Origin of the sequence: Candidatus Methylomicrobium oryzae (assembly GCF_016745425.1) — a bacterium.
GTDB classification, from domain to species: Bacteria; Pseudomonadota; Gammaproteobacteria; order Methylococcales; family Methylomonadaceae; genus Methylomicrobium; species Methylomicrobium oryzae.
This window is the reverse complement of record NZ_JAERVK010000024.1, coordinates 12,681-38,739: the sequence shown is the minus strand read 5'-3', so window position 1 is coordinate 38,739 and position 26,059 is coordinate 12,681. Positions and strand designations below refer to the sequence as shown.

Here is a 26,059-nt window from a genome sequence, read left to right as displayed (position 1 = left end):
CTTAGGCTAACGGCATCTCTCATCGGCCAAGCTCTTTCACATCCTTAAGTTTAGGCGAATATAAGGAAAATTCTAGATATTATGTTTAAATTTTATGGAAATCAGGGATATTCGAGGAGACCTACGGATCAGAGGCTGCGCCTCAAGCTTTTGAAATAATTGCCTTATCTCAAGGAAAAGTCATGGCAGGCTCAGACTATTGTCGGCGCAATATACCGGATCGAGTCTGCAATTATTGGGGCGTCGCTTGCCTGGGCGGAAAGGCGTCTGGGTCGGTAAAAGGCCGGAGGTACGGGTTAGCAGCGTGGAATCGTACGAAGATTGATACCCTCCCATATTTTCGATTACGCTTGCTGATCGAGGCTACGAAAATGTATATCCTATAAACCTTCCATGAGTCTTCTTGAAACCCTCATGGCCGGCAGCCTTTGAAAAAAAACGGAGAAGCCGCCTTCTGGACCGGCCCGGCGGTACTGCCCACGCCGGCCCATCGACTATACAGGTTTATCTACATCGGGAAATTAGCGTTATTCGATGTTCTGAATCTGTTCCCTGATCTGCTCGATCAACACTTTCAGTTCGATCGAGATTTTGGTGATTTCCTTGTCGGCCGATTTGGAGCCCAGCGTGTTCGCTTCGCGGTTCATTTCCTGCATCAGAAAATCGAGCCGCCGCCCGACCGGTTCGTTCTGCTCGATCACGCGCAGCACTTCCGTGATATGCGTTTCCAGCCGGTCCAGTTCCTCGTCGATATCGAGCTTTTGCGTCAGGAACACCAGTTCCTGTTCGAGCCGGTCAAAATCGGGCTGCACGGCCAGCTCCGCAATGCGGTCCTTCAGTTTGTTGCGGATCGCCTGCAACACTTCCGGAATCCGTTTCCTCGCGGCGGCCGCATGAAGCTGCATTTTCTTGCAGCGGTCGCGAATCAGGCTTTGCAGCTGCCGGCCTTCCCGTTCGCGTACGTCCAGCAGTTTCAGCAGGGTTTGGCCGACCAGCTCGGCGATACCCCGGTTCAGCGTTTCCTTGTCCAGCTCGGGCTCCTGCTGAATACCCGGAAAGGCCAGCACATCGAGCGCGGAGAAGGACAACGGGCCGGTCATTTGCGCCTCGATTTGCTGGGCAGCGGCCAGCAGCGCGGCGACCGCTTCCCGATTGACGAACAGGCTCGGCGAGTCCTTGGTCAGCTTCTTACAGGTCAGCGTACATTCGATTTTGCCGCGGCTGATTTTCGCGGCCACCGCGGAACGGATATCGGCTTCGGTAAAACGCAGGCGCTCCGGCAGCTTGATCGAAATGTCGAGATAGCGGTGATTGACCGACCGCAGTTCACAATTGATCGTCAGCGCGCCGATCTCGGCCTCGCTGCTGGCAAACGCGGTCATACTTTTAGTCATTCATCACCTATAATAAACGGGGGCTTTAAAGCGAAGTGGAAAGATGGCGGAATATTACGAACCCGAAACATATCCCAAAGAGTGGAATTATCTGCAAACCGGCACCATTATAGACCAGTATGTGATCGAACGGGAATTGGCGCACGGCGGATTCAGCTCGGTCTATCTGGCCCGGCAGACTTCCGACCAGGTACAGGTTGCGATCAAGGAATACCTGCCGCGCAAATTGGCGCATCGGACCTGGAACAATGTGGTCGTGTTGAACGACGAGGAATCCCGCATCATGTTCAAGCGCGGCCGCCGGTTGTTTTTCGAGGAAGCCCGGGTACTCGCTACGCTGAAGCATCCGAATATCGTCGAGGTAATCAATTTCTTCGAAGCCAATTCGACCGTTTATATGGTGATGGTCTACAACTACGGTGTCACGCTCGAAAAATTACTGGCCAGGAAATCCTGGAATATCACCGAAGCCTTCGTCAAGGCGGTGTTCAATTCCTTATTGGACGGCGTCGGCTACATTCACCAGCACAGCTATCTGCACCTGGACATCAAGCCGGCCAATATTCTGGTACAGCCCGGCAACGATTCGGTATTGCTCGATTTCGGCGCTTATCAAACGTTTCCCTGCGCCAATCCCCAGCAAAAGACCAAAGTGCTGACGAAAGGATTTTCGCCGATCGAACAATATGATCTTTGCACTCCGCTCGGGCCGTGGACCGACATTTATGCGATAGGCGCCAGCATGCGCGCCTGCCTGGAAATGAAATCGCCGCAACCGGCTCCCGAACGGGCCGAAAAGGACGCCCTGGAGCCTGTGGCAAAATTGTTCAAGCGCAAATACTCCGAGCCGCTGTTGAACGCCATCGATTGGGCGATGGCGATTTCTTCGAAAGACCGGCCGCAATCGGCCGCCGAACTCCGCGCGGCGCTAAACGCCGAAGCGTAGCCGTTCAGCAAGGTAGGATGGGTAGAGCGAAGCGAAACCCATCAAGAACCCCGCTAATACGATATCCGGTGGCTATTCACGATGGGTTTCGGCTGACGCCTCTCGGCAACTGCTCCATGCATTGCCCTCGATCGCGTGTTCCCGACGCGATCTACCTCCCCCATCCGTGGGGTCGTCGATCGCGTGTTCCCGACGCGATCTACCTCGCCCTTCCTTGGGCGCGTACCTCTGTCCATAGACCACCCTTTCGTGGCGGCATCCGTGCAGTCGTACCCATCCTACGGACTTTGATGCAGTTGTAGGGTACGCTGTGCGTACCATTGGCGGGGTGAAAAGGTACGCACAGCGTACCCTACAGAGGTTTGTACTCTTTGAGGTGTAGTCCAAGCCGGCAAAGAGGAGTATCACGATAAACGCTCGGCGGGGAGCGAGAGGGAGGAAGTGATAATCGCCCCAATCCTTAGATCCCCTTGCTGCGATTTTCCATTCGCCGCAGCAATTCCTTCATGATCAGCCGGTAGAGTTCGTCGCCCAGAAATCTGTCTTCGATGCCGCTGTCGATATTCGGGTTGTCGTTCACTTCGATCACATAGCCCTTGCCGTTTTTTTCCTTCACATCGACGCCGTAAAAACCGTTCCCGATCGGCTGCGTGGCTTTCAGGGCCGCATCGATCACGACTCTGGGCACTTCGAAAGTCGGCAGGGTTTCGAAATGGCCGGAATCTGTCCGGCTGCCGCCGTGCCGGTAGATTTGCCAATGATTTTTCACCATATAATAGCGGCAGGCGTAAAGCGGCTGGTTATTGAATACGCCGATGCGCCAGTCGAAATCGGTATAAAGGAACTCCTGGGCCAGCAGCAGTGCGGATTTTTGGAACAGCTCCGGCAGCTTTTGCTCAAGCTCCTGACGGTTGTTCACCTTCACGATACCCCGCGAAAACGAGCCGTCCGGGATCTTGATTACGACCGGATAGCCTGCTTCGGCCTCCAGCCGGTCCAAGTGCATCGGATTACCCTTGTGCAGCAGCCAGGCGTTCGGCGAAGGTACCTTATGGGTGCGAAACAGATCGGCCAGGTAAACCTTATTGGTACAGCGCAACATGGAAGTCGGATCGTCGATCACGACCAGCCCTTCCGCCTCGGCCTTTTTGGCGAAGCGGTAAGTATGATGATCGATCGCGGTCGTTTCACGAATGAACAAAGCGTCGAACTCCGGCAGGCGGACATAATGCTGCTGGGTGATCAGCTCGACGTCGATTCCGAACTGCCGGCCGGCCGCAATGAATTTTTTCAGCGCGCCGGCGTTGCTCGGCGGCAGCTTTTCTTCCGGGTTGACCAGAATCGCGAGATCGTAGCGCATCGCTTTGCGGGCGCGTCCCTTGCGCCAGACCTTCTTGCTGAACCGGTCGAGCGCCTCGGCAAACAGCGTCTGCTGCGCATCGTCAAGACTCCGGTGGGAAACTGCGCGCAACGCGGTGATTTCCCATCGGTCCCGGTAGCTCAGGGTGACTTCCAGCACAGGGCACGAAAAGCGCTCAAAGAGCAGCCGCGCCAGATCCTGAAAATCCGGGTCCGGCGTGGTGCCGAAATAACTGAGCAGCTTGATTTCTTCGTGTTTGTTTTTGGTTTTGAAGGCTTTGTCCAACGCCTGCGACAAATCCTCGATCTGCAGCCGGTACAGGGCTTTCCTGCCCAGATCGTTCAACGCCTTGACTGACGGGATCACATGGTGGCCGCGCGCTTCGGCCAGCAGCGAACAGTAATAGCCGTCGGACAAATACTTGTAACTGCCGCACAGGTTAATCACCCGTACGCGTTCGTCCGCACCGCTCTGCTCGGTGGCCAGATAGGTTTCAAAGGTGATCACATGCTCACTGGGATAATACGGATTCCAGTCGGCCAGATCGTCAACAACCAGTACGGTACGCGCCATAGAAAATTTATTCCTTCAAATGCGGATTAATGTATGGATTTTGAAGAACAGGATCATTTTAGTCATAATCGGCGGGATTACCGTACTCTGCCGGATATTAACAGGGCATGAATGCCGGAAAATGGCCGATGGGCGAATGCCGGGGCCTGCGGGAGCCTGAAAGTAAGGCGGCAATCCCTTAAGTTTTATGAAAAACGAAGACTCGATATGCTTCGGCAGGAGGACAATGCGTTTGCGCGCGACAGGCGCTACCCATCCTTTGCGTTTGCGGCAAATTCGATGACCTGGGCTGCAGGCCGGGCAGCTTATCGGTTGTGCCCCTCGCCCCCGCTTTCCCGGCAGAGCAGCTCGGCCTTGCGTTCGACGCCCCAGCGGTAGCCCGACAAACTGCCGTCCGCCCTGATCACACGATGACAGGGAACCGCCACTGCCAGCGTATTGGCGGCGATGGCGGCGGCGACTGCGCGCACCGATTTCGGAGCCCCGATCCGTTCCGCGATGTCCGTATAGCTGACTTTCGTACCGGCCGGAATTTGTCTTAACGCTTGCCAGACTTTTTGCTGAAACGCGGTGCCCCGGATATCCAGCGGCAGATCCAAACCCGATCCCGGCGTTTCGACAAAACGGATCACTTTGACAAGCCAAGCCTCAGCTTCCTTGCCGCCCGCTAACTCGGCCTCCGGAAAACGCTGTTGAAAGTCGCGCGCCAGTTCATCGGGATCGTCTCCCAAGGCGATCTCGCAGAGGCCGCGCTCGCTCATCGCGGCCAGGATCGCGCCCAAGGCAGATTGGCCGAGCGCATAGCGAATACGGCCGCGTACAGGGCCTTGTCGATTGTCGGACGCTCTCATGGAAGCTTGGGGGAGATAGGAATGAAACACATGCCGGGAAACTATCGAAAATATTTTTCCGGGTTAGAAAGCCCGGCATCGAAAGAGTTCTTGCCGATTTTGCGTAAAAACGATTTTTGTTGCGGAACGCCGATCTTCCCTTTGCAGAAGATCGGCAGTTGCGCCGGACAAATTCGGAGAATCCGGCGCAGCAAAAAGAATTACTGCGGTGCAGATGCCGCAGGTTGGGCGGATTCGGCTGCCCCTGCCGGCGCGGAGGAAGGCGCGGCAGGGGCTTCGGCTTTCGGCGCCGGTTCGGCATTTTCAGGCTTGGCCTCCTCCGCAGGCGCTGCCGGCGCCGGGGCAGCCGGGACGCTTTCGGCCACTTTGACCAGCCAGCCTTCCTTCTCTTCGCAGCCCAGCACCGCTTTGACCGCAGCATTGATACGGACGAATTTACCGTTCATGCTGGCAGGCAGTTTGGCTTTGACCCGATGAAAACTGCTATTGCTTTCGACTGTAAAAGGGATTTTTTCGTTTTTGCCGGTAAGACGGATCGTGCTCGGATTCGACCAGGCCGAGACTTTGAATTCGAACGCGGCTTCCGGGGGAACTTCAACCTTTTCCGGTTCGATGTATTCTTTCAACGTGAAGTCGGTGAATTTGGGCTTCTTGCAGGTTTCTTCCACTTTCTCGTCTTCGTAGGCGAACGCGGATTGCGCTGCCAGAAGGATCGCGATAACGGATGTAACTTTTATTATTCTTGTTTTCATAGACATACCTACCAGTGACTTTTGAAGAAAATCTATCCCTGCCGAGAACCGATCCGACCCACTTTAATGAGTTTTAGATGTAAATTCAACCGTAAAGTTTTTACTGATTAGAATCCTATTCGTCATTTCGCCCTAAAAAAGCCGTGCGACAGGTTCGCTCAAAATACGGGTTGTCTTGTACAATAGGCCAATTGAATTTTATGAGAGAGCACTGCCTTGAGCGAGCAACAGAGCCTGAATTACAAAAGCGCCGGCGTCGATATCGAGGCCGGCAACAACCTGGTCGAACGGATCAAGCCGATTGCGGCAAGAACGCGGATTCCCGGCGTGATGGCAGGATTGGGCGGTTTCGGTTCGATGTTCGAACTGCCTTTGGACCGCTACCGCGAACCGGTCCTGGTTTCCGGCACCGACGGTGTCGGCACCAAGCTGAAACTGGCGAACGAGATGAATGTGCACGATACGATCGGCATCGACCTGGTGGCAATGTGCGTGAACGACATCATCGTGCAAGGTGCCGAGCCGCTGTTTTTTCTCGACTATTTCGCGACCGGAAGGCTCGATGTCGATACCGCCGCGGCCGTAATCGAAGGCATCGGCAAGGGCTGTGAGCAAGCCGGTGCGGCGCTGGTCGGCGGCGAAACGGCCGAAATGCCGGGCATGTATCCGGACGGCGAATACGATCTGGCCGGCTTTTGCGTCGGCATCGTCGAGAAAAGCAAGGCGCTGGACGGCAGCAAGGTCAAGGTCGGCGATAAGCTGCTCGGGATTGCCTCTTCGGGCCCGCATTCGAACGGTTATTCGCTAATCCGTAAGATTCTTGCGGTCAGCGGCGCGCCGCTGAATTCCCCTTTCGAAGGCAAAACGCTCGGCGAAACCCTGCTCGAGCCGACGCGGATCTACGTGAAGCCGTTGCTGGCGCTGCTCGAAAAAATCGACGTGCACGCGCTGGCGCACATTACCGGCGGCGGCATCACCGAAAACCTGCCCCGCGTACTGCTGGACGGCATTCATGCGAAGGTCGACCTCTCCGCCTGGCAAATGCCGCCGGTTTTCAAATGGCTGCAGGAGCATGGCCGTATCGCCGAAGCCGACATGCTGACGACTTTCAATTGCGGAATCGGCATGATCGTCTGCGTAGCGCCGGAAGATGAGCAGGCGGCATCGGACATTCTGGCTGCTTTGGGCGAGACGGTCTATCCGATCGGCGAGCTGATCGGCGGCGAAGGCAAGCCGAAGGTCGTTTACAGCTAACGTTCCAAACCCGTCTCACCTCAAAGGCCTGCCAGGTTTTGAAAACCTGGTAGGTCTATGCGTTTTCAAGTCAGGCTGTAAAAATCGCTGTCCTTATACCAATCATGCACATGCCTGAGCACGACCATGATCATCGAAGCGACAGGCAATGCCAGCAGGATCCCGATAAACCCGAACAGTTGCCCGCCAGCCAGGACGGCGAAAATTACCGCGACCGGATGCAGGCCGATCTTGTCGCCAACCAGTAAAGGAGTCAGCACCGAACCTTCCAACACCTGGCCGACGCCGAATACGGCCAGAACCCAAAAGAGGTGTACCGTATCCTGGAACTGCAGCAATGCCGCCAATGATGCACTGAAGATCCCGATCGCCGTGCCGAGATACGGCACGAAGCTGAGCAGACCGGACGTCATTCCAATCAGTAAAGCCAGATCGATTCCGACCAGCGCAAGCCCGACACTGTAAATCGAGCCCAAAGCCAGCATTACGTAGAATTGCCCGCGCAGGAACGCCGACAGGACCGTATCGAATTCGCCGGTCAGCTTGGCGACGCTCGGCGCGATACGCCGAGGCAAAAGATTGTACAGTTTGGCCATCAGGCTGTCCCAATCGCGCAGCAGATAAAACGTCACGACCGGGACCAGCAGCAGGTTCATCAGCCACCCCAGGAGCATTCCGCCGGAATGCGACAGCGAACGCAGCAGTGACTTCGCGGCGCCGCCCGCGCTCTGCCAATGGCTTTTGATCAGCTCGACCAGGGCCTGAGTGTCGAACGGCTGGACATCGAGATTGAAACGCCGGTTCAGCCACGGAATCGCGCCTTCGTTCAGAAATTGCGCATAGGCCGGCAGGCTGTCGATAAAGTGTCCGATTTGCCGTTCAAGCTGGGGAACCAGCCAGAGCAGAATCAGGACGAAGATCAGAGTCATCGCGAGAAACACCAAGGTAACCGCCAGCGATCGGGATAGCCGATACCGTTCCAGTCGGTCGGTCAGCGGATCCCCCAGATAAGCCAGTGTCATCGATACCACAAACGGCGTCAGTATCGGCGCGAGCAGATAAGTCAGCCAGGCAGCGAGGCCGGTGATCGAAAACAGCAGCCATTTTTGCGAGTCGGTCATGCAGCATGTTCCTGGGAAAGATTATCTTGGAAATGAGTATGCCTAGAATTGCAGAGCACGGCAACCGCCGCCTGTTCATAAATGCGCGCGATGGCGGCAACGGCGCTGGTACGCTTCCGTAGGGTACGCTGGGCGTACCTTTTCAAGCCCAAGGGTACGCGCAGCGTACCCTACAATATTCATTTCGGCTGGGTAACGGTGACTGTCTCCAGCCGCCGGGACGCTATCCTTGCCGTCGTATTCGCAACGGGTAAACTCCTGCGTGCCCTTGTCCAAACAAATCCGTACCTTGTCCAAGGGCTTACTGCTCCGCTTCGGCCCGCTCTTCGTACAGGAGAGATCGACGCCCGTTTCCTTCAACTCTGACTGAACTGATCTAATCTTAATAGCAATTCTTTATTTTAGATAGGTTCAAGAATGTCCGAACAACAAGCCCCCATTCATATCGGCTATTTATCCGAAGTCCGCGGCGACGGGATGGATGCCCGAATCGCCGATGAACACGCCAGCGAACTGCCGATCATCAAGGTCGGCAACGAAGAGATTCTGGCCGGTCATATCGGCTCTTACGTAGTGATCCGCCAGGCGAACATCGGAGTTCTGGCCCTGGTGTTCAAGATCTGGGAGAAGGATCGCTATGACGGCAACGGGGTCCGCAAATCGGATCGCTTCATCTCGCTGATCCCGGTCGGCGAAATTCAGGATGACGGACTGTTCGTACGCGGCGTGCGCCATTACCCTACTCCGGGCGCCAAGGTTTATGCAGTCGGGCTCGACGAGATCAACGCGATTTTTTCGAAATACCGGAGCTACCAGTTTTTCATCGGTCAGTTGTCGGCGCACAAGGATTACCATTTAAGCCTTGACCCGCGCGCGCTGTTCGGCCGGCATTTCGCGATTCTCGGCCAGTCCGGCTCCGGCAAATCCTGGACCGTAACCAGCCTGATCCAAAACACGATCAGGGCGATGCCCAGAACCCATCTGATCATGCTCGACCTGCACGGCGAGTATTGCTGGAAGGACGAAAACGGCGTCGTGCAATCCGCCTTTGCGGAAAATCAGATCAATTACATCGACGCGATGGAAATGGAAATGCCGTACTGGATGATGACCTATGCCGAACTGGTCGACCTGTTCATCGACCGCGACGACAAGGGTGCGACAATCCAGATGTCGTACATGCGAGAGATTTTGCAGCAGCTCAAACGCAAGGAAGCCAAGCGGATCGGATTGCCGACCGTGTCGATCGATACGCCGATCTATTTCTCGCTCGCCGAGATGTATATGCAATTCAAAGCCGCAAACGAGGAGAGAAAGGATTTCGGCAAATCGCAAGGCGCACTGTTCGGCATGTTCGACGAGTTTCTGATCCGAATGCAAAGCCGTTTCAACGACGTGCGTTACGACTTTCTGTTGAAGCCGAAACGTCGGAACAACTCCGAAAGCATGGCCGAACTGCTCGGCGAATTTGTCGGCCTCGGCCACAAAAAAGCCAATATCACTGTGGTCGATTTAAGCTCGGTGCCAACCGACGTCAGGCCGGCCGTTTCGGCACAGGTCGGCCGACTGGCCTACGAATTCAATTACTGGAATCCGCACCGGCGCGAATTTCCGATCACGCTGATCTGCGAGGAAGCGCATGCGTATATTCCGCGCGAGAAAGGCGGCCAGTTCGACGGCACCAAGCGGATGATGGAGCGGATCGCAAAGGAAGGACGGAAATACGGCGTTTCGATCGGCGTGGTCAGCCAGCGGCCGACCGAACTGTCCGAAACGATGCTGGCCCAGTGCAGTTCGTTCATTTGCCTGCGCACCACCAATCCGGACGATCAGGCTTATATCAGAGGTCTCGTCCCCGAGGCGGAAGGCGACTTGACCGACATTCTGACCTCGCTCGGCCGTGGCGAGGCCCTGGTTGTCGGCGAAGCCGCACCGCTGCCGACGCGGGTACAGATCTATCGCCCGAATCCGGAACCGAAAAGCAACGACGTCGATTATTTCACCGGCTGGCGCGAAGGCAAGGCCGATCTCGATGTGGCCGATATCGTCAATTTGTGGCGAACGCAGACGCGGAAATAGAACTATCCCGGTTCAAATGGAAAAAAGGAAGGCGCATCGCTTCGAAATTCCCGTAGGGTACGTTGCGCGTACCTTAACAATGCTTCTGCTGTGAAACATCCCGAAAAGGTACACACAGCGTACCCTACGGATTGGGCGCAGGAATATGGGCGCGATCTCCGGCTTTCTTGCTGATATTTCGCAATATTTTTCTGACAACGTCGGATTAAACCGATATGATAGCGATTTTTATCACTATAGGTTTACATCATGCAAGTAGCTAACAATATGGCGGTTTCGATTCACTATACGCTGACCAATGACGAAGGCGAAGTGATCGACAGCTCCATCGGTAGCGATGCGCTCGTTTATCTGCACGGCAAAGGCAACATCATTTCCGGCCTGGAGAAAGAATTGACCGGCAAAGAAGTCGGCGATCAATTTACCGTACGCATTCCGGCCGAAGATGCCTACGGCGAATTCATGCCGGAGCGGGTACAGGTCATTCCGCGTTCGATGTTCGAAGGCATCGACCATCTCGAAGTCGGTATGCAGTTCCACGCCGAAGTCAGCTCGGGGCCCGGTATCGTCTCGATCGTCGACATTGACGGCGACAACATCACGATCGACGGCAATCATCCCCTGGCCGGCGTGCCGTTGACTTTCGATGTCGAAATCGTGAACGTAAGACCAGCCACGCAGGAAGAACTCGCTCACGGGCATATTCACGGCCCCGACTGCCATCATTAAGCGGCAATAAGCTAACTTATAGGGTGCGCCGACCTTTTACAGGGGCAGGCGCCCTGATTTTCTTTTAAAACGGTAGGCTCCCTTTTTCGAACAGATTTATTTCATTAGCATTTTCCCTTCCGACGAGGGAGGGGTGCGGCTTGACGGAAATTACAAATCCGCGCGATACGCTTCGCGCACCGTTTCGAAGTCTCTTGACTAGCTCCAATAGGTACGCAAAGCATACCCTACGAAGGTGTCCGCGCGGGTTTGTTAAGCTTTTTTTATTGCCCCGATGCTTTCAAGACAATTCAAGAAAATAAAGGAAGGGAGGTCGGCAAACCGTTTCGGTTAGCCGGTGATTTCATATTTATCGGCAGAGCTATCCACGCGATCCCGCAATTCCTTGCCGGGTTTGAAGTGTGGCACATATTTCTTGGCCAGAGCGACCGATTCGCCGGTTTTCGGGTTCCGTCCCATGCGCGGCGGACGCATGTGTAAAGAAAAGCTGCCAAAGCCTCTGATTTCGATCCGATCGCCGGTAGACAAGGCGTGGTTCATTTTTTCGATGATGCATTTGACTGCCAGTTCGACATCCTTAATGGCGAGATGAGGCTGCTGTCGGGCCAATGCTTCGATCAGTTCGGATTTTGTCACATTCAATCCTGCGAAAAATTAAAAGCATGAATGGGATACGCCGAGCGGCGCATCCCGGATCGATGGTGTTTATTTTTCAATTTGCTTGAACAGATCGCCCAGCGTCGGCGTAGCCGATTGTTGCGTATAGTCCTTGATTGCGCTGGTCTCTTCGTCCTGATCTTTCGCTTTGATCGACAATGAAATCGACTTGCTCTTCTTGTCGACGCCGATGAATTTGGCTTCGACGGTTTCGCCTTCTTTCAACAGCGTGCGCGCATCTTCGACGCGGTCGCGTTGGATTTCGGAAGCGCGGATATAGCCTTCGACATAATCGGCCAGGGTCACGGTGGCGCCTTTCGCATCGACTTCCTTGATCACGCCTTTGACCAGGCTGCCTTTTTCATGGGTTGCCAGGAAGTTTTGGAACGGATCCTGCTCCAGTTGCTTGATGCCCAGCGAGATACGCTCACGCTCCGGATCGACCGCCAGGATGACCGTTTCGATCTCGTCACCTTTCTTGTAGTCGCGAACCGCGGTTTCGCCGTCGTCCGCCCAGGAAATGTCGGACATATGCACCAGACCGTCGATGCCGCCTTCCAGGCCGATGAAGATGCCGAAATCGGTAATCGATTTGATCTTGCCTGAAATCTTGTCGCCTTTGTTATGGGTCGCCGCAAATTCATCCCATGGATTGATCTTGCATTGCTTCATACCCAGCGAAATACGGCGGCGTTCTTCGTCGATTTCCAGAATCATCACTTCGACTTCGTCGCCCAACTGAACGATCTTCGAAGGATTGACGTTCTTGTTGGTCCAATCCATTTCGGAAACGTGGACCAAACCTTCGACGCCCTCTTCGATCTCGACGAAGCAGCCGTAGTCGGTCAGGTTGTTGACCTTGCCGAATACGCGATGACCAGCCGGATAACGGCGGGCAATGTTTTGCCACGGGTCTTCACCCATTTGCTTCATGCCCAGCGAAACGCGGTTCTTGTCTTTGTCGTATTTCAGTACCTTGACCTTCACTTCCTGGCCGATTTCGACGCACTCGGAAGGATGGCGGACGCGGCGCCAGGCCATGTCGGTGATATGCAGCAGACCGTCGATGCCGCCGAGGTCGATGAACGCGCCGTAGTCGGTCAGGTTCTTCACGATACCGGTGACCACTGCGCCTTCTTCGAGCGTCTTCAGCAGTTCTTCTCTTTCCTCGCTGTATTCCTTCTCAACAACAGCACGGCGAGACAATACGACGTTGTTACGTTTTTGGTCAATCTTAATGACCTTGAATTCGAGGTCGCGGTTTTCCAGGAACGCAGTATCGCGGATCGGACGCACATCGACCAAGGAGCCCGGCAGGAACGCGCGCAACGCGCCGACCGCCACGGTAAAGCCGCCGCGGACCTTGCCGTTGATCCGGCCCACCACGGTTGCGCCTTTTTCGAAGGCGTTTTCGAGTTCGGCCCAAGCCTTGTTCTTCTTCGCTTTGTCGCGCGACAGAAGAGTAGCTCCCAAGCCGTCTTCGAAGAGATCCAGTGCGACTTCGACTTCGTCGCCGATCTTGACTTCCAATTCGCCATCGTTGTTCAGGAACTGCCACTTCGGAATTACACCTTCCGATTTGGCATGGGTGCTGACAATGATCATGTCGTTTTCGATGTCGACAACGGTGCCGATCAGCATGTCGCCTGGCGACATTTTCGTCTTGTTTAAACTTTCTTCTAGTAACGCAGCAAAGCTTTCGCTCATTTTGTTTGTTTCCCGCCCGCCGCAGAACGGCCGGCATAAGTTAGTGTTAAAGTGAATGAAAACCGCACATCCGGGGATTGCGGCCGTTTATTAACCCTTGCGGACTAAATTCAGGATTTCCTCGACGACTGAGTCTATCGTCATATCGGAAGAATCGAGAAAAAGCGCATCGCTCGCCATCGCTAAAGGGGCCGTTGCCCGCTCCCTGTCGCGGCGATCACGCTCTTCTATCTCGTTCGTTATCCGCGCTAGATTAGCATCAATTCCTTTTTCTTTCAACTGTTTATATCGCCGCATGGCCCTTTCCGAAGCGCTTGCAGTCAAAAACACCTTGAAAGGCGCTTCGGGAAATACGACCGTCCCCATATCGCGGCCGTCCGCCACGAGCCCGGGCGACTGCTTGAAATCCCTTTGTTTTTGCAATAAGACACGCCTGACTTCCGGGATGGCCGCAACGGTCGACGCCCTGTTTCCCGTACTTTCCAAAGGAATCTCGGCAGTCACATCTTGACCGTTCAATCTAACGGTTAGTTCCTCACCGCATTCGAATTCGAGCCGCATCGCCTCTGCCGCGCGGACGATAGCCGCTTCGTCGGCCAAATCTATCCCCTGCTTCGATACGGCCAGCGCCAGCGAACGGTAAATCGAACCGCTATCCAGGTAATGCCACCCCAGCCTTTTCGCAGCGAGCCGGCTGACCGTACCTTTGCCCGCCCCGCTCGGTCCGTCGATCGTCAGCACCGCAACCGCCATCATGCCCCCGCAACGCTGATGTCGAGGCCGAGCCGTTTAATCAGATCCTTGAACTCGGGAAAGGAAGTGTTCACGTTCAGGCAGTCGAGAATCGTGATCGGCGCATTCGCCATGAGCCCTGCGATCGAAAACGCCATCGCAATCCGGTGATCGCCGTGCGACTCGACCGTCCCGCCGCCGATCGGCTTGCCGCCCTGAATCACCATCCCGTCCGGCGTCGGCTCGGCATCGACGCCTAAAATCTTCAGGCCGTCGGCCATCACCTGGATCCGGTCGGATTCCTTCACACGCAGTTCTTCCGCACCGCTCAGGCGGGTTTGGCCTTCCGCGCAGGCGGCGGCGACGAACAGCACCGGAAATTCGTCGATCGCCAGAGGCACCAGCTCTTCCGGAATGTCGATGCCCTTCAACTGACCGTGAGTCACATGCAAATCGGCGACCGGCTCGCCGCCGACGACGCGCTCGTTCAACACCTCGATATTCGCACCCATCAGCTTCAGAATGTCGATCACGCCGGTGCGGGTCGGGTTGATCCCGACATGCCTCAAAAGCAGATCGGAACCGGGCGCGATCGAGGCGCCGACCAGGAAAAACGCGGCAGAAGAAATATCGCTCGGCACATCGATTTCGCACGCGGTCAATTTACCGTCCGCGTTGATCGTAACCTTGTTGCCTTCTTTCTTGACCGGATAATTGAAGCCGGTCAACATCCGCTCGGTATGATCGCGGGTCGGCGCAGGCTCGGTCACCGAAGTATCACCCTGTGCGTACATCCCGGCCAGAAGCAGGCAGGATTTGACTTGGGCACTTGCCATCGGCATCGTGTAATCGATTCCGTTCAGCTGGCCGTCCTTGCCGGTAATATGCAAAGGCGCCGTGCCTTTATCGGTGGTTTTGATTTCGGCGCCCATCGTTTTCAACGGCTCGGTGACTCGCTTCATCGGCCGGCCCGACAGCGATTTGTCGCCCGTCAACACGGTATCGAACGGCTGCCCGGCCAGAAGGCCGCTCAAAAGCCGCATCGAGGTGCCGGAATTGCCAAGATACAATTCTTTTTCCGGCGCCTTTAAGCCATGCTTGCCGACGCCGTGGATGGTCAGTTCGCCGTTGACCGGGCCTTCGATCTTGACGCCCATGTCGCGGAACGCTTGCAGAGTCGCCAACGCATCCTCGGCTTCGAGAAAGCCTTTGACACGGGTAACGCCTTCCGCCAGCGAACCGAGCATGATCGAACGGTGCGAAATCGATTTGTCGCCAGGCACCCGCGCCTCGCCTTTCAAACTGCCGCCCGGATTGACTTTGAAGGTAATGGATTTGCTCATATTAATTTTCTAACTGATCTAAAAAGCGTTGCCTCGCATTCCTGGCATACGAGAAGGTTTCAAAAAGGCGCTGGCCGTCGTTATCCGCCAGCAGTTGTTCGATCTTGTCCAGTTCGATTTTGAGTTGATGCAGCAGCGGAATCAACTGCTCTTTGTTCGCGGTGCAGATATCCCGCCACATGGTCGGATCGCTCGATGCGATCCGGGTAAAATCGCGGAAACCGCCAGCCGCATACTTGAAGATTTCGCACTGCTCGTCCTGCCGTCCAAGCATGTCGACCAGCGCGAACGCAAGCAAATGCGGCAGGTGACTGGTCGCCGCCAGCACCGCATCGTGATGGTCGGCACTCATCACCGAAACCTGCGCGCCCATGCGCTCCCAAAAAACTTGGATTTTATTCAGTGCGGAAGGCTCGGTTTGGGCCAATGGGGTGACGATCAGGCGCCGGCGCTGGAAAAGGTCGGGCAAGGCCGCTTCGACGCCGCTGTTTTCGGCGCCCGCAATCGGATGCGCCGGCACCAGATTGGCCGGCACCGTACCGAACACGCGCTCGGCGGCGGCGATCACGTTGCTCTTGGTGCTGCCGACGTCGCTGTAGACGCAGCTGCCGGACCAGTAAGGCTTGAGCTGCTTAAGAACCGATTCGACTGCACCGACCGGAACCGCGATCACGACCCCGTCGACTTCTCGCAATGCCGGTCCGATGTCGAGAAAATACTCGTCGATCACCCTCAACCGCTTCGCGGTTTCGAGGTTCGGCTTCTCCTGCTCGCGGCCATAGCCGATGATGCGTTTGGCCAGGCCTTGATTGCGGGCGGCACGCGCGACCGACCCACCGATCAAGCCGACGCCGATGATGCAAAGCCTCTCAAACATTACTCAGGCATTCGGTCAGCGCTTGCAGGAACAGGTTGTTTTCTTCCGGCGTGCCGATGCTGATGCGAAGATGGTTCGGCATTTCGTAATTCGCCACCGGCCGAACGATCACCCCTTTCCGCAGCAGGGCTTCATAGACCGGATAGGCCGGCTCGCTCAGGTCGACCGAAACGAAATTACCGGCCGACGTGATCCAGCTAAGCCCCAGATTTTTGAAACCCTCGACCAATTGCTTCATGCCGAGCGTATTGTTTTTGACCGTATTCTGCAAGTGCTCGCCGTCGTCCAGCGCCGCCTCGGCGGCAGCCAGCGCCATCGAATTGTTATTGAACGGCTGTCTGACCCGGTTCAGAATATCGGCCATTTCCGGGCTCGAAAAACAATAGCCCACACGCAGGCCGGCCAGCCCGTACGCTTTCGAAAAGGTGCGGGTAACCACCAGATTCGGGCATTGCGCGAGCCATTCGACGGCATCCTGCTCGACCTTCCGGTGCACGAATTCGTAATAGGCCTCATCGAGCACACAGACGCAGCTCGACGGCAGCGATTTGATGAAATCTTCCAGATGCGACTGCGACAGCAGCGTGCCAGTCGGATTGTTCGGATTCGCGATGAACACCACGCGCGTCTGCGCGTTCACGCGCTCCCGGATCGCCTGCAGATCGTGCGAGTAATGCACGGCCGGCGCGATGATCGACGCGGCTCCGGCGGCCTGGGTCACGATCGGATAGACCGCGAAGGCATGCTGGGAAAACACTGCATTCAGGCCGGGCGCCAGAAATGCCCGCGAAACTAATTCAAGAATCTCGTTCGAGCCGTTGCCGAGCGTAATTTGCGCCGGATCGACGCTAAATTTCTTCGCCAACGCGTTTTTCAAGCTGAAACCGCTGCCGTCGGGATACAGCGCCAGCTCAGGCATCGTTTTTTGCATTGCCGCCAACGCTTTCTTGCTGGGCCCCAGCGGATTTTCATTCGACGCCAGCTTGACCACGCGCTCGAGCCCTAACTCGCGCTGCAATTCTTCGATCGGTTTGCCGGGTACATAGGGCACCAGTTGCTGAACGCCGGCAACGGCAAATTGATAAAGCGATGATGGAGTGCTCATAGGTATCTCGTCTTCTGGTCGCAGCACGGAAATTTAAAAACTCAATCGACACGCAGGGCCGGTAAGCGGAGCGGACGCGCTTCGCTTATACCCTCGTCAAATCCTCAAAGTACGGCCTTCGGATAGGAACCGAGCAATTTGAGCATGTACACATTCGCTCTCAGCAGACCTAACGCTTCTGCGACTTTCGGATCCGCGCTATGCCCGTCGATGTCGATGAAAAACACATATTCCCACAGCCCTTGCCGCGATGGCCGGGATTCGATATTCACCATCCCGATGCCGAATTTCGCGAACGATTCCAGCGCTTTATACAACGCGCCCGGCTGGTTGCCGGTCGAAAACACCAGCGAGGTCTTGTCCTTGCCGGTCGGGGCGGAATCCTGTTTGCCGATCACGATGAAGCGGGTCGTATTATTTGCCTGGTCTTCGATATTGGTTTCGAGTACCGGCAATCGGTAAACCTCGGCAGCCGCCACGCCCGCGATCGCGGCGGCATGCTTGTCCAGCGAAGCCAGCCGTGCGGCTTCGGCATTGCTGCTGACCGCGGTCACCTTAACGTGGGACAAATGCCGATCGAGCCAGAGCCGGCACTGCGCCAGCGATTGCTGATGCGAAAAAACCTCGCGAATCTCGGTCAGGGAAGCGGCATGGCCCATCAAGTTTTGATGAACCCGGACCTCGACCTCGCCGCAGATTCTGAGCGGCGACATCAGGAAGCGGTCCAGCGTGTGGTTGATCACGCCTTCGGTCGAATTCTCGACCGGCACCACGCCGAAATGGCATTTATCCAATTCGACTGCATTGAATACGTCACTGATCGCCGCAACCGGCTGGGTATTTACGGAGGAGCCGAAATGCTTGAACACCGCCTGCTGGGAAAAGGTACCCTCAGGCCCTAAAAAAGCGACCTCAAGCGGTTTTTCGAGCGCGAGGCAGGCGGACATCAGCTCGCGGAAAAACCGCATCGCGGTATGGTCCGGGAGCGGCCCACGATTCAAGTCCTTGATCCTTCTCAGCACCATCGCTTCCCGATCAGGACGGTAAAAGGTACCCTGTTCGCCGTCGGCGATCTTGGCTTTCGCAACCTCTTCGGCACACTCGGCGCGCCGATTGATCAAGCGCAGTATCTCCGCATCGATCGCGTCGATTTCGGTTCTGATTTCCGCAAGCGGCCTGACGGACGGAATGGACGACATAGACACTTCGCCTCGCAATGGCGGCTTAATGCGTTTTTTCGAATTCGGCCATGAATTCGCACAGCGCCTTCACGCCGGCTTCCGGCATCGCATTGTAGATGCTCGCACGCATGCCGCCGACCGAACGGTGGCCTTTCAGTTCGAATAGGCCATTCGCTTCGGCCGCAGCCAGGAAAGGCTTGTCGAGCGCGTCGTCGGCCAGAATGAACGGCACGTTCATCCGCGAACGGTAAGACACTTCGACCGGATTCCGGTACAGCGACGACTTGTCGATCAAATCGTAAAGCAGCTGGCTCTTCGCGATATTGCGCCGTTCGATCGCAGCGACGCCGCCCTGCGCCTTCAGCCATTTCAAGACCAGGCCGACCAGATACCAGTTGTAGGTCGCCGGCGTATTCAGCATCGAGCCGTTCTTGGCCTGAACCGCATAATTAAACACTTCCGGCGTGGTCTTCGGGGTATGGCCGATCAAATCGTCGCGTACGATTACGACGGTGACGCCGGCCGGTCCCATGTTTTTCTGGGTGCCCGCATAGATCAGGCCGAATTTGCTGACGTCGACCGGGCGCGACAGGATGTTCGACGACATATCGGATACCAGAGGCAGCTCCCGGCTATCCGGAATCGACTGAAATTCGACGCCGTGGATCGTTTCGTTCGAGGTATAGTGCAGATAAGCCGCATCCTGGTCGATGTGCCAGCCGGCGACATCGGGGATCGTAGTGAATTTGGCGTCTTCGGAGCTCGCGCTGAGCACCGCCTCGCAGTAGTTGCCCGCATCCTTGATGGCCTTTTCGGACCAAGCCCCGGTATTTACATAACAGGCCTTAGTCTTGCCGCGCAGCAGATTTTGCGGGATCATCGAAAACTGTGCGGTGGCACCGCCCTGCAGGAACAAAACCTTGTAGTTTTCCGGGATCGCCATCAACTCGCGAAGATCCTGTTCCAGTTCTTCCGCGATGATCGAGAAAAACTTGCCGCGATGGCTCATTTCCATCACCGACATGCCGCTGCCGCGCCATTCGAGCATTTCGCCCTGCGCCTGGTTCAGCACTTCTTCCGGCAGCGCCGAAGGGCCGGCGCTAAAATTGTAAACTCGTGACATGATCACTCTTCTCCTGATTCCGCTGCGTTGTCCGCATCGCTCTCCGATGCGCCTTCTTGTTCGATATCGTCTTCCTCTTCGCCGGCCAGACCTTCGATCCTATCGACGCCGATCACTTTTTCCTTTTTGTCCAGACGGATGATCGTGACGCCCTGCGTATTCCGGCCGAGCACCGAAATGCCTTCCACCGGCGTGCGCACCAATGTACCGCCGTCGGTGATCAGCATGATTTCGTCGTGCTCGCTGACCAGCACCGCGCCGACCACCGCGCCGTTGCGCGCCGAAGTCTGGATCGCAATCACGCCTTGGCCACCGCGGTTGTGGCAGGGAAACTCTTCGAGCCGGGTGCGCTTGCCGTAGCCGTTTTCGGTGATGTTCAGGACCGTGCCCTCGGTGCCGATGATCAGCGAAATGATCTGCTGGCCTTCCGTCAGGCGCATCCCGCGCACGCCGGCCGCGTTCCGCCCCATTGGTCTGACGTCGGTTTCGTTGAAGCAGACCGCCTTGCCGTCGCTGCTGAACAGCAGGACGTTCTGGCTGCCGTCGGTAATTGCCACGCCGACCAGCCGGTCGCCTTCTTGTAAATCGACTGCGATCTTGCCGCCGGTGCGCTGGCGCTCGAATTCGATCAACGGAGTCTTCTTGACCGTGCCCTGTGACGTCGCCATGAAAATGTATTTATTTTCGCTGAATTCCTGGACCGGCAGCATCGCATTGATTTTTTCGCCCTGTTCCAACGGCAGGAGGTTCACGAACGGCTTGCCGCGCGAGGTACGGCTGGCGATTGGCAACTGGTACACCCGCAGCCAGTAGGCCTTGCCGAGCGAGGAAAAACACAGGATCGTATCGTGGCTGTTCGCGACGATCAGCTTGTCGACAAAATCTTCTTCCTTCGTCGCAGTCGCCAGCTTGCCGCGGCCGCCGCGGCGCTGCGCCTTGTAATCGCTGAGCGGCTGGGCCTTCACATAGCCTTCGTGCGACATCGTGACGACCATGTCTTCTTCGGTGATCAAATCCTCTTCGGACAAATCCAAACGATCGTGAATAATTTCGGTGCGACGCTCATCGCTGTAATTGTTCCGGATCTCGACCAGCTCTTCCCTAACAACCTCCATCAGGCGTATATCGCTACCCAGAATCTCCAGGTATTCGTCAATCAGCCGCAGGAGTTCCTTGTATTCATCGATGATCTTGTCCTGCTCGAGCCCGGTCAGGCGGTGCAGCCGTAAATCGAGGATCGCCTGAGCCTGCGCTTCGGAAAGACGGTACCTGCCGTCCACCATCCCGAAGCCGGGCGGCAGGTCTTCCGGACGCGAACGGCCGGCATCGGCGCGCTCGAGCAGCGAAGTGACCAAGCCGCTGTTCCAGGTTCTGGCCAGCAAACCTTCCCTCGCCACCGCAGGGCTCGCCGAGCGCTTGATCAGCTCGATCATCTCGTCGATGTTCGCCAACGCGACCGCGAGGCCTTCCAAAATATGCGCCCGCTCCCGCGCCTTGCGCAGGTTGTAGATCGTCCGGCGCGTAACGATTTCGCGGCGGTGATCGATAAACGCGTTCAGAATCTCTTTCAGATTCAAGAGATGCGGACGCCCGTCGAGCAGCGCAACCATGTTGATTCCGAACACGCTCTGGAACTGAGTCTGTTTGTACAGGTTGTTCAGCACGACTTCGGGCATTTCGCCGCGGCGCAGCTCGATGACCAAGCGCATGCCGTCCTTGTCGGACTCGTCGCGGATCGCGGAAATGCCCTCGATCTTGCCTTCCTTGACCAGTTCGGCGATCTTCATCTGCAGGGTCGCCTTGTTGACTTGATACGGCAGCTCGGTGGCGATAATCGCCTGCCGGCTGCTGTCGCCGATGTCTTCGAAATGGCAGCGCGCGCGCAGGTAAATCTTGCCGCGGCCGGTCGTGTAGGCGCTGTAGATGCCGGAGGCGCCGTTGATGATGCCCGCGGTCGGGAAATCGGGGCCCGGCAGGTACTCCATCAATTCGCGGATCGTAGTGTCGGGATTGTCGATCAACGCCAGGCAGGCGCCGACCGTTTCATTCAGGTTGTGCGGAGGAATATTGGTCGCCATCCCGACCGCGATGCCGGACGACCCGTTGATCAGGAGTGCCGGAATCCGGGTCGGCAGCACTTTCGGCTCGGACTCGGACTCGTCGTAGTTCGGAATGAAGTCGACCGTTTCCTTATCGAGGTCGGCGAGCAGTTCATGCGAGATTTTCGCCATCCGGACTTCGGTGTAACGCATCGCCGCGGGCGAATCGCCATCGACCGAACCGAAGTTGCCCTGGCCGTCGATCAGCATGTAGCGCATCGAAAACGGCTGCGCCATCCGGACGATCGTGTCGTAAACCGCCGTGTCGCCATGCGGGTGGTATTTACCGATCACGTCGCCGACCACGCGGGCGGACTTTTTATAAGGCTTGTTCCAGTCGTTGCCGAGTTCGCTCATCGCATACAGCACGCGCCGATGCACCGGCTTCAGGCCGTCCCTGACATCCGGCAAGGCGCGCCCGACGATCACGCTCATCGCGTAATCGAGATAGGACTGGCGCATCTCGTCTTCGAGATTGACAGGAATGATTTCTTTCGCGTAGTTCGACATGGCTGTTTTATTCTAAGCAAAGCCGCTACGCTATAAGCGCTGACCGGCCCTTGCTGGTTCCTACATTCCTTCCCAGACACGCCGGCGATGTGCTGCGGAAAGATCAGGTTGAATCGGTGATTAACTCAGGCATTGTAGCAAATTTCGCTTTCCGAGTCGAAGTTTATGAACGGCTCAAAGGAAGGCAAGCGGCAGGCTACGGGAGGTTAAATCATAATCTGGCAGGCCCCATTTTTTAGATACCCGCATCATCAGGACTAGACGAAAAAGCCTGCACAGAGCAACCAGGTTGGAGGACCTGTTTGGCGATAGGCTTACCTTTACAAACGAACTCCATCGCGAATCGCGCCTGTAAGTGGGGAACTCGAAACCAACATTAATTATCCCGTCATATGCCAAAATTATCCCGTCATATGCCAAAATTACCGGCTTCCGCCATTTGAAACAGTCCAGAGGGCTTAAACGGCATTGGCTTCATTGGCTTTGATGAAGATTCACGATGCCAAACTCTCGCCGTTACCGCAGCATTCCGGGCCGGACTTGTTTTTCTTTACCGTCAACTTGTTGAAGCGGGCGAATTTTTATTACATCGAGATAACGCCCGTGAATACGAAATAGAAAATCAAGGACGGACTCTGGGATATAATAAACAGCAGGATGCGCGATCATGGCAGGCGGCGCGGTTACCGGCTTCAAGCGGCTGTTTGACGCACACGCGCATTGGAACTCAACTGAATGCATACCGAGGCCATCGATATGGATTTCGAACGTCGCTTTCGTTTCAGCAAAAGCTTTAACCCTCCCGAAACCGGGGGGCTGCTGGCCGTCCCCAACATCAGCAGCAAGGATCACGCGGTTTTTACCCATTCGGCTCGGGACGCAGCGGCCGGGAAATTTGGATTGTATCCCATGGGGTTTCGCCCCTTGATCGGACGAGGGGTAAAAAGAGCTAGAGACAGCCTACGATGCGATGCTGTCGAAAAACCTCTATCCAAACCGGGGCGGATCCGGTGTTGCGCAATTACCGGAGCCTTGCTCGCCGTCTTATCGCCTTCGCTCGCAAGAGCGGAAACGGAAGCCGACCGCATCGGGCAAGTAAAAGCGGCATTCGTTTTAAACATTGCGCGTTTCGTTTCCTGGCCGAAGGAAGCACCGGAACATCAGGGTACTCCACTGCAGCTTTGCCTGTATCGAAGCAATCCCTTCGGCGAAGCGATCCGAGCCATTGAAGGAAAAATCGTAAACGGGCGCCCCTTACAGATCGAGCTGATCCAGTCGCTGACACAAAGCGATTCCTGCCGCATCCTGCTGGTCGGGCCGGATGAAATGCGCCACTTCAGCAAAGAGTCGCAGCAAGCTCCGAACCGGCCCCTGCTGACGATCGCCGATCTGACGGGCACCGATCTTCCGCCCCCGTATCAGCCAGCCCTGGTAACGCTGGTGCGCAACGCGGCGAGGATCGGCTTCATAATCAATCTTGCCAAAGCGCGCAGGGCCGGTCTACGGATGAGCTCCAACCTGCTTAAACTAGCCAAAATCGCCAGCGACGGGACCTGAAGCTTATGAATATCACAGGCAGAACCTCGCTGAGAAAGAAACTGATGCGGCTACTGCTGCTGACCAGCAGTTGCGCCCTGCTGTTATCGGTCTTCGGCTTCGCCGTAAACGACCTTTTGTCGCTGCGCCATGCGATGTTCGACAGACTCCGAACCCAGGCCGATATCATCGGCTTCAATACCATTGCGGCCTTGGCATTCAGCGATCCGGACGCGGCGCTCGATACGCTATCGAGCCTGAAAAAAGAACCTGACATCGTCGGCGCGGCCCTGTTTTCGGATCAAGGCCGGCTGTTTGTGCATTACACGCGAGAAATTGGCAGCGTGCCACCCATCGTGCCGGACCAGGATTCGGGAATCGTCAACGGCAAGCTGTTCGTCGTCTCGCCGATCGTTTTCGAGGGCGATCGCATCGGCAGCATCATGCTGATCTCGGACCTCAGCGCCTGGAAGCACTGGCAGATGCGGGAGCTGGCCATCGGCGCCGGCGTGTTTTCACTGTCGCTCCTGGTTGCCGTACTGTTCTCCAGCCGGCTCCAGCGGCTCGTATCCGAGCCGATCCTGAAACTCGCCCGGACGGCCCGGCGCGTGTCCGAGTCGCAGGATTACAGCCTGCGTGCCGAAAAACTGTCCGCCGACGAGATCGGCGCGCTGGTCGACGACTTCAACGGCATGCTGAGCCAGATTCAACTGCGTGATATCGAGCTGCAAAAGGCGCGTAACGAACTGGAAGAAAAGGTGCACGCACGCACCCGGGAACTGACCGAATTGACTCGGCAGCTGGAGCATCAGGCCTACCATGATACGCTGACCGGTCTGTCCAATCGCGTCACCTTCGACGACCATCTTCGCCTGGCGACCAGTCAGGCCAAACGCGAAGGCCGGCGTATTGCGGTGATGTTCCTCGACCTGGACCGCTTCAAGATTATCAACGATACCTTGGGGCACGCCGTCGGGGACAAGCTTCTAATACAGGTGGCGCAACGGCTGAAAGCCTGTTTGCGGAGCAGCGACACGCTCGCGCGCCTCGGCGGCGACGAATTTGCGGTGCTGCTGCCGCAGCCCCGCCAGGAAACCGATGCGGCCGACGTGGCGATGAAAATCACCGCCGCGATCGCCGAGCCGATTCAGGTGGACGGCTACAGCCTGCATGTGACGGCCAGCATCGGAGTCAGCTTATTCCCGGATGACGGCAGCCGCGCCGAGACGATCGTCAAGAATGCCGACACCGCCATGTACCGCTCCAAGGACCGCGGCGGCAACCAGTATACTTTTTTTTCGGCCGACATGAACGCCCGCGCCGAACGCCGTCTGGCACTTGAAACGAAATTGCGGCAGGCGATACGGGAAGGCGGATTGAGCATCCTCTATCAACCCCGCTGCGATACGGTCAGCCTGGAGATTGTCGGATTCGAAGCCCTGGTGCGCTGGGAGGAGCCCGAAGAAGGCCCCATAGCGCCCGCGGAATTTATTCCGCTGGCCGAAGAATGCGGCCTGATTGCCTCGATCGACGAGTGGGTTCTCGAAACCGCCTGCCGCGAAATGCTGTCCTGGTGCACTCAGGCCGACAGGGATATCCGCCTGGCCGTGAACCTGTCGCCCGCGCAGTTTATCCGGGAAGACCTGCATCTGGTGATTTCCGACATACTCCGGCGCACGGGCTTTCCGGGCGTCAAGCTCGAGCTGGAGATTACCGAAAGCCTTTTCGGGCCGGGCAACACCAACACCCGCAAAGTTCTGGAATTGGTCAGGGAACTCGGCATCGAGGTCAGCATCGACGATTTCGGCACCGCCTACTCTTCGCTAAGCCGACTGAAACAGTTGCCGCTGCACACCCTGAAAATCGACCATTCGTTCATACGCGACCTGGGCCAGGACCCCGACGATGAAACGCTCGTGCGGACCATCATCGCCATGGCTCACAACCTGAATCTGAAAGTCGTGGCCGAAGGCGTCGAGACCCGGCTCCAGTACGATTATGTCAAACGCTACGGCTGCGACACCGTGCAGGGTTTCCTGTTCGGGCAGCCGACTCCCTGCGGGCAGATCGCGCAAATGCTGAACAATCGGGATCTCGCGAGACGGCTGCAATCGCCCTCTCCTCCGTAAA

At 56.5% G+C, this 26,059-nt stretch carries 21 protein-coding genes; 6 read left to right on the top strand and 15 right to left on the bottom strand.

Annotated features, from left to right (window positions below):
- Positions 1-527: 527 nt before the first annotated feature.
- Complete coding sequence (locus JJL52_RS20050; protein WP_202054297.1) at positions 528-1,394, bottom strand: YicC/YloC family endoribonuclease; 867 nt, start codon at positions 1,392-1,394, stop codon at positions 528-530.
- A 43-nt stretch (positions 1,395-1,437) separates the two neighbouring features.
- On the opposite strand from JJL52_RS20050, the gene JJL52_RS20045 reads away from it, so the two are divergent.
- The gene (locus JJL52_RS20045) at positions 1,438-2,340 is read left to right on the top strand and encodes a serine/threonine protein kinase (protein ID WP_202054296.1); all 903 of its coding nucleotides are present in this window, start codon (positions 1,438-1,440) and stop codon (positions 2,338-2,340) included.
- 460 nt (positions 2,341-2,800) lie between these two features.
- On the opposite strand, the gene JJL52_RS20040 is transcribed toward JJL52_RS20045, so the two are convergent.
- From JJL52_RS20040 to JJL52_RS20030, 3 genes are all read right to left on the bottom strand, one after another.
- Complete coding sequence (locus JJL52_RS20040; RefSeq protein ID WP_202054295.1) at positions 2,801-4,273, bottom strand: RimK family ATP-grasp domain-containing protein; 1,473 nt, start codon at positions 4,271-4,273, stop codon at positions 2,801-2,803.
- Between the two features lie 305 nt (positions 4,274-4,578).
- Positions 4,579-5,124 (bottom strand): methylated-DNA--[protein]-cysteine S-methyltransferase, encoded by a 546-nt coding sequence (locus JJL52_RS20035; RefSeq protein WP_202054294.1) that lies wholly within the window; start codon positions 5,122-5,124, stop codon positions 4,579-4,581.
- A 200-nt stretch (positions 5,125-5,324) separates the two neighbouring features.
- Positions 5,325-5,876, bottom strand: a complete 552-nt coding sequence (locus JJL52_RS20030; RefSeq protein WP_202054293.1) for a hypothetical protein — start codon at positions 5,874-5,876, stop codon at positions 5,325-5,327.
- Positions 5,877-6,092: 216 nt separating this feature from the next.
- Between JJL52_RS20030 and purM the strand changes: the two genes are divergently transcribed.
- Complete coding sequence (purM, locus tag JJL52_RS20025; protein WP_202054292.1) at positions 6,093-7,130, top strand: phosphoribosylformylglycinamidine cyclo-ligase; 1,038 nt, start codon at positions 6,093-6,095, stop codon at positions 7,128-7,130.
- Positions 7,131-7,195: 65 nt separating this feature from the next.
- On the opposite strand, the gene JJL52_RS20020 is transcribed toward purM, so the two are convergent.
- Positions 7,196-8,251, bottom strand: a complete 1,056-nt coding sequence (locus JJL52_RS20020) for an AI-2E family transporter (protein ID WP_202054291.1) — start codon at positions 8,249-8,251, stop codon at positions 7,196-7,198.
- Between the two features lie 417 nt (positions 8,252-8,668).
- Between JJL52_RS20020 and JJL52_RS20015 the strand changes: the two genes are divergently transcribed.
- Positions 8,669-10,330, top strand: a complete 1,662-nt coding sequence (locus JJL52_RS20015) for an ATP-binding protein (protein WP_202054290.1) — start codon at positions 8,669-8,671, stop codon at positions 10,328-10,330.
- A 249-nt stretch (positions 10,331-10,579) separates the two neighbouring features.
- On the top strand, positions 10,580-11,059 hold the full coding sequence (locus JJL52_RS20010; protein WP_202054289.1) for an FKBP-type peptidyl-prolyl cis-trans isomerase: 480 nt from the start codon (positions 10,580-10,582) through the stop codon (positions 11,057-11,059).
- A gap of 330 nt (positions 11,060-11,389) precedes the next feature.
- Here the strand turns inward: JJL52_RS20010 and JJL52_RS20005 are convergent, their stop codons facing one another.
- The 10 genes from JJL52_RS20005 to JJL52_RS19960 all read right to left on the bottom strand — a co-directional run bounded on the left by JJL52_RS20005 (position 11,390) and on the right by JJL52_RS19960 (position 23,260).
- Complete coding sequence (locus tag JJL52_RS20005) at positions 11,390-11,695, bottom strand: integration host factor subunit beta (protein WP_202054288.1); 306 nt, start codon at positions 11,693-11,695, stop codon at positions 11,390-11,392.
- 69 nt (positions 11,696-11,764) lie between these two features.
- Positions 11,765-13,423 carry a 30S ribosomal protein S1 gene (rpsA, locus tag JJL52_RS20000; protein ID WP_202054287.1) on the bottom strand — a complete coding sequence of 553 codons (1,659 nt, stop codon included), beginning with the start codon at positions 13,421-13,423 and terminating at the stop codon, positions 11,765-11,767.
- Between the two features lie 90 nt (positions 13,424-13,513).
- A complete protein-coding gene (cmk, locus tag JJL52_RS19995) occupies positions 13,514-14,176 on the bottom strand; it encodes a (d)CMP kinase (RefSeq protein ID WP_236994390.1) in 663 nt (220 codons plus the stop codon).
- A complete protein-coding gene (gene aroA, locus JJL52_RS19990; protein WP_202054285.1) occupies positions 14,176-15,498 on the bottom strand; it encodes a 3-phosphoshikimate 1-carboxyvinyltransferase in 1,323 nt (440 codons plus the stop codon). Before aroA ends, cmk begins: the two co-directional genes overlap by 1 nt.
- Position 15,499: 1 nt before the next feature.
- Positions 15,500-16,375 (bottom strand): prephenate dehydrogenase, encoded by an 876-nt coding sequence (locus JJL52_RS19985; RefSeq protein WP_202054284.1) that lies wholly within the window; start codon positions 16,373-16,375, stop codon positions 15,500-15,502.
- Positions 16,368-17,480, bottom strand: a complete 1,113-nt coding sequence (gene hisC / locus JJL52_RS19980; protein WP_202054283.1) for a histidinol-phosphate transaminase — start codon at positions 17,478-17,480, stop codon at positions 16,368-16,370. Before hisC ends, JJL52_RS19985 begins: the two co-directional genes overlap by 8 nt.
- Before the next feature lie 104 nt (positions 17,481-17,584).
- Positions 17,585-18,670, bottom strand: a complete 1,086-nt coding sequence (gene pheA, locus JJL52_RS19975) for a prephenate dehydratase (RefSeq protein ID WP_202054298.1) — start codon at positions 18,668-18,670, stop codon at positions 17,585-17,587.
- 34 nt (positions 18,671-18,704) lie between these two features.
- Complete coding sequence (gene serC / locus JJL52_RS19970) at positions 18,705-19,784, bottom strand: 3-phosphoserine/phosphohydroxythreonine transaminase (protein ID WP_202054282.1); 1,080 nt, start codon at positions 19,782-19,784, stop codon at positions 18,705-18,707.
- A gap of 2 nt (positions 19,785-19,786) precedes the next feature.
- The gene (gene gyrA / locus JJL52_RS19965; RefSeq protein ID WP_202054281.1) at positions 19,787-22,393 is read right to left on the bottom strand and encodes a DNA gyrase subunit A; all 2,607 of its coding nucleotides are present in this window, start codon (positions 22,391-22,393) and stop codon (positions 19,787-19,789) included.
- Positions 22,394-22,909: 516 nt separating this feature from the next.
- Positions 22,910-23,260, bottom strand: a complete 351-nt coding sequence (locus JJL52_RS19960; RefSeq protein ID WP_202054280.1) for a hypothetical protein — start codon at positions 23,258-23,260, stop codon at positions 22,910-22,912.
- Positions 23,261-23,425: 165 nt separating this feature from the next.
- Here JJL52_RS19960 and JJL52_RS19955 point away from each other — a divergent pair, with 165 nt between their 5' ends.
- Together JJL52_RS19955 and JJL52_RS19950 are read left to right on the top strand one after the other, a co-directional pair.
- A complete protein-coding gene (locus JJL52_RS19955; protein ID WP_202054279.1) occupies positions 23,426-23,950 on the top strand; it encodes a YfiR family protein in 525 nt (174 codons plus the stop codon).
- Between the two features lie 5 nt (positions 23,951-23,955).
- Positions 23,956-26,058: a sensor histidine kinase, YfiR-like protein-associated gene (locus tag JJL52_RS19950; protein WP_202054278.1), complete on the top strand. Its 2,103-nt coding sequence runs from the start codon at positions 23,956-23,958 to the stop codon at positions 26,056-26,058.
- Position 26,059 lies beyond the last annotated feature (1 nt).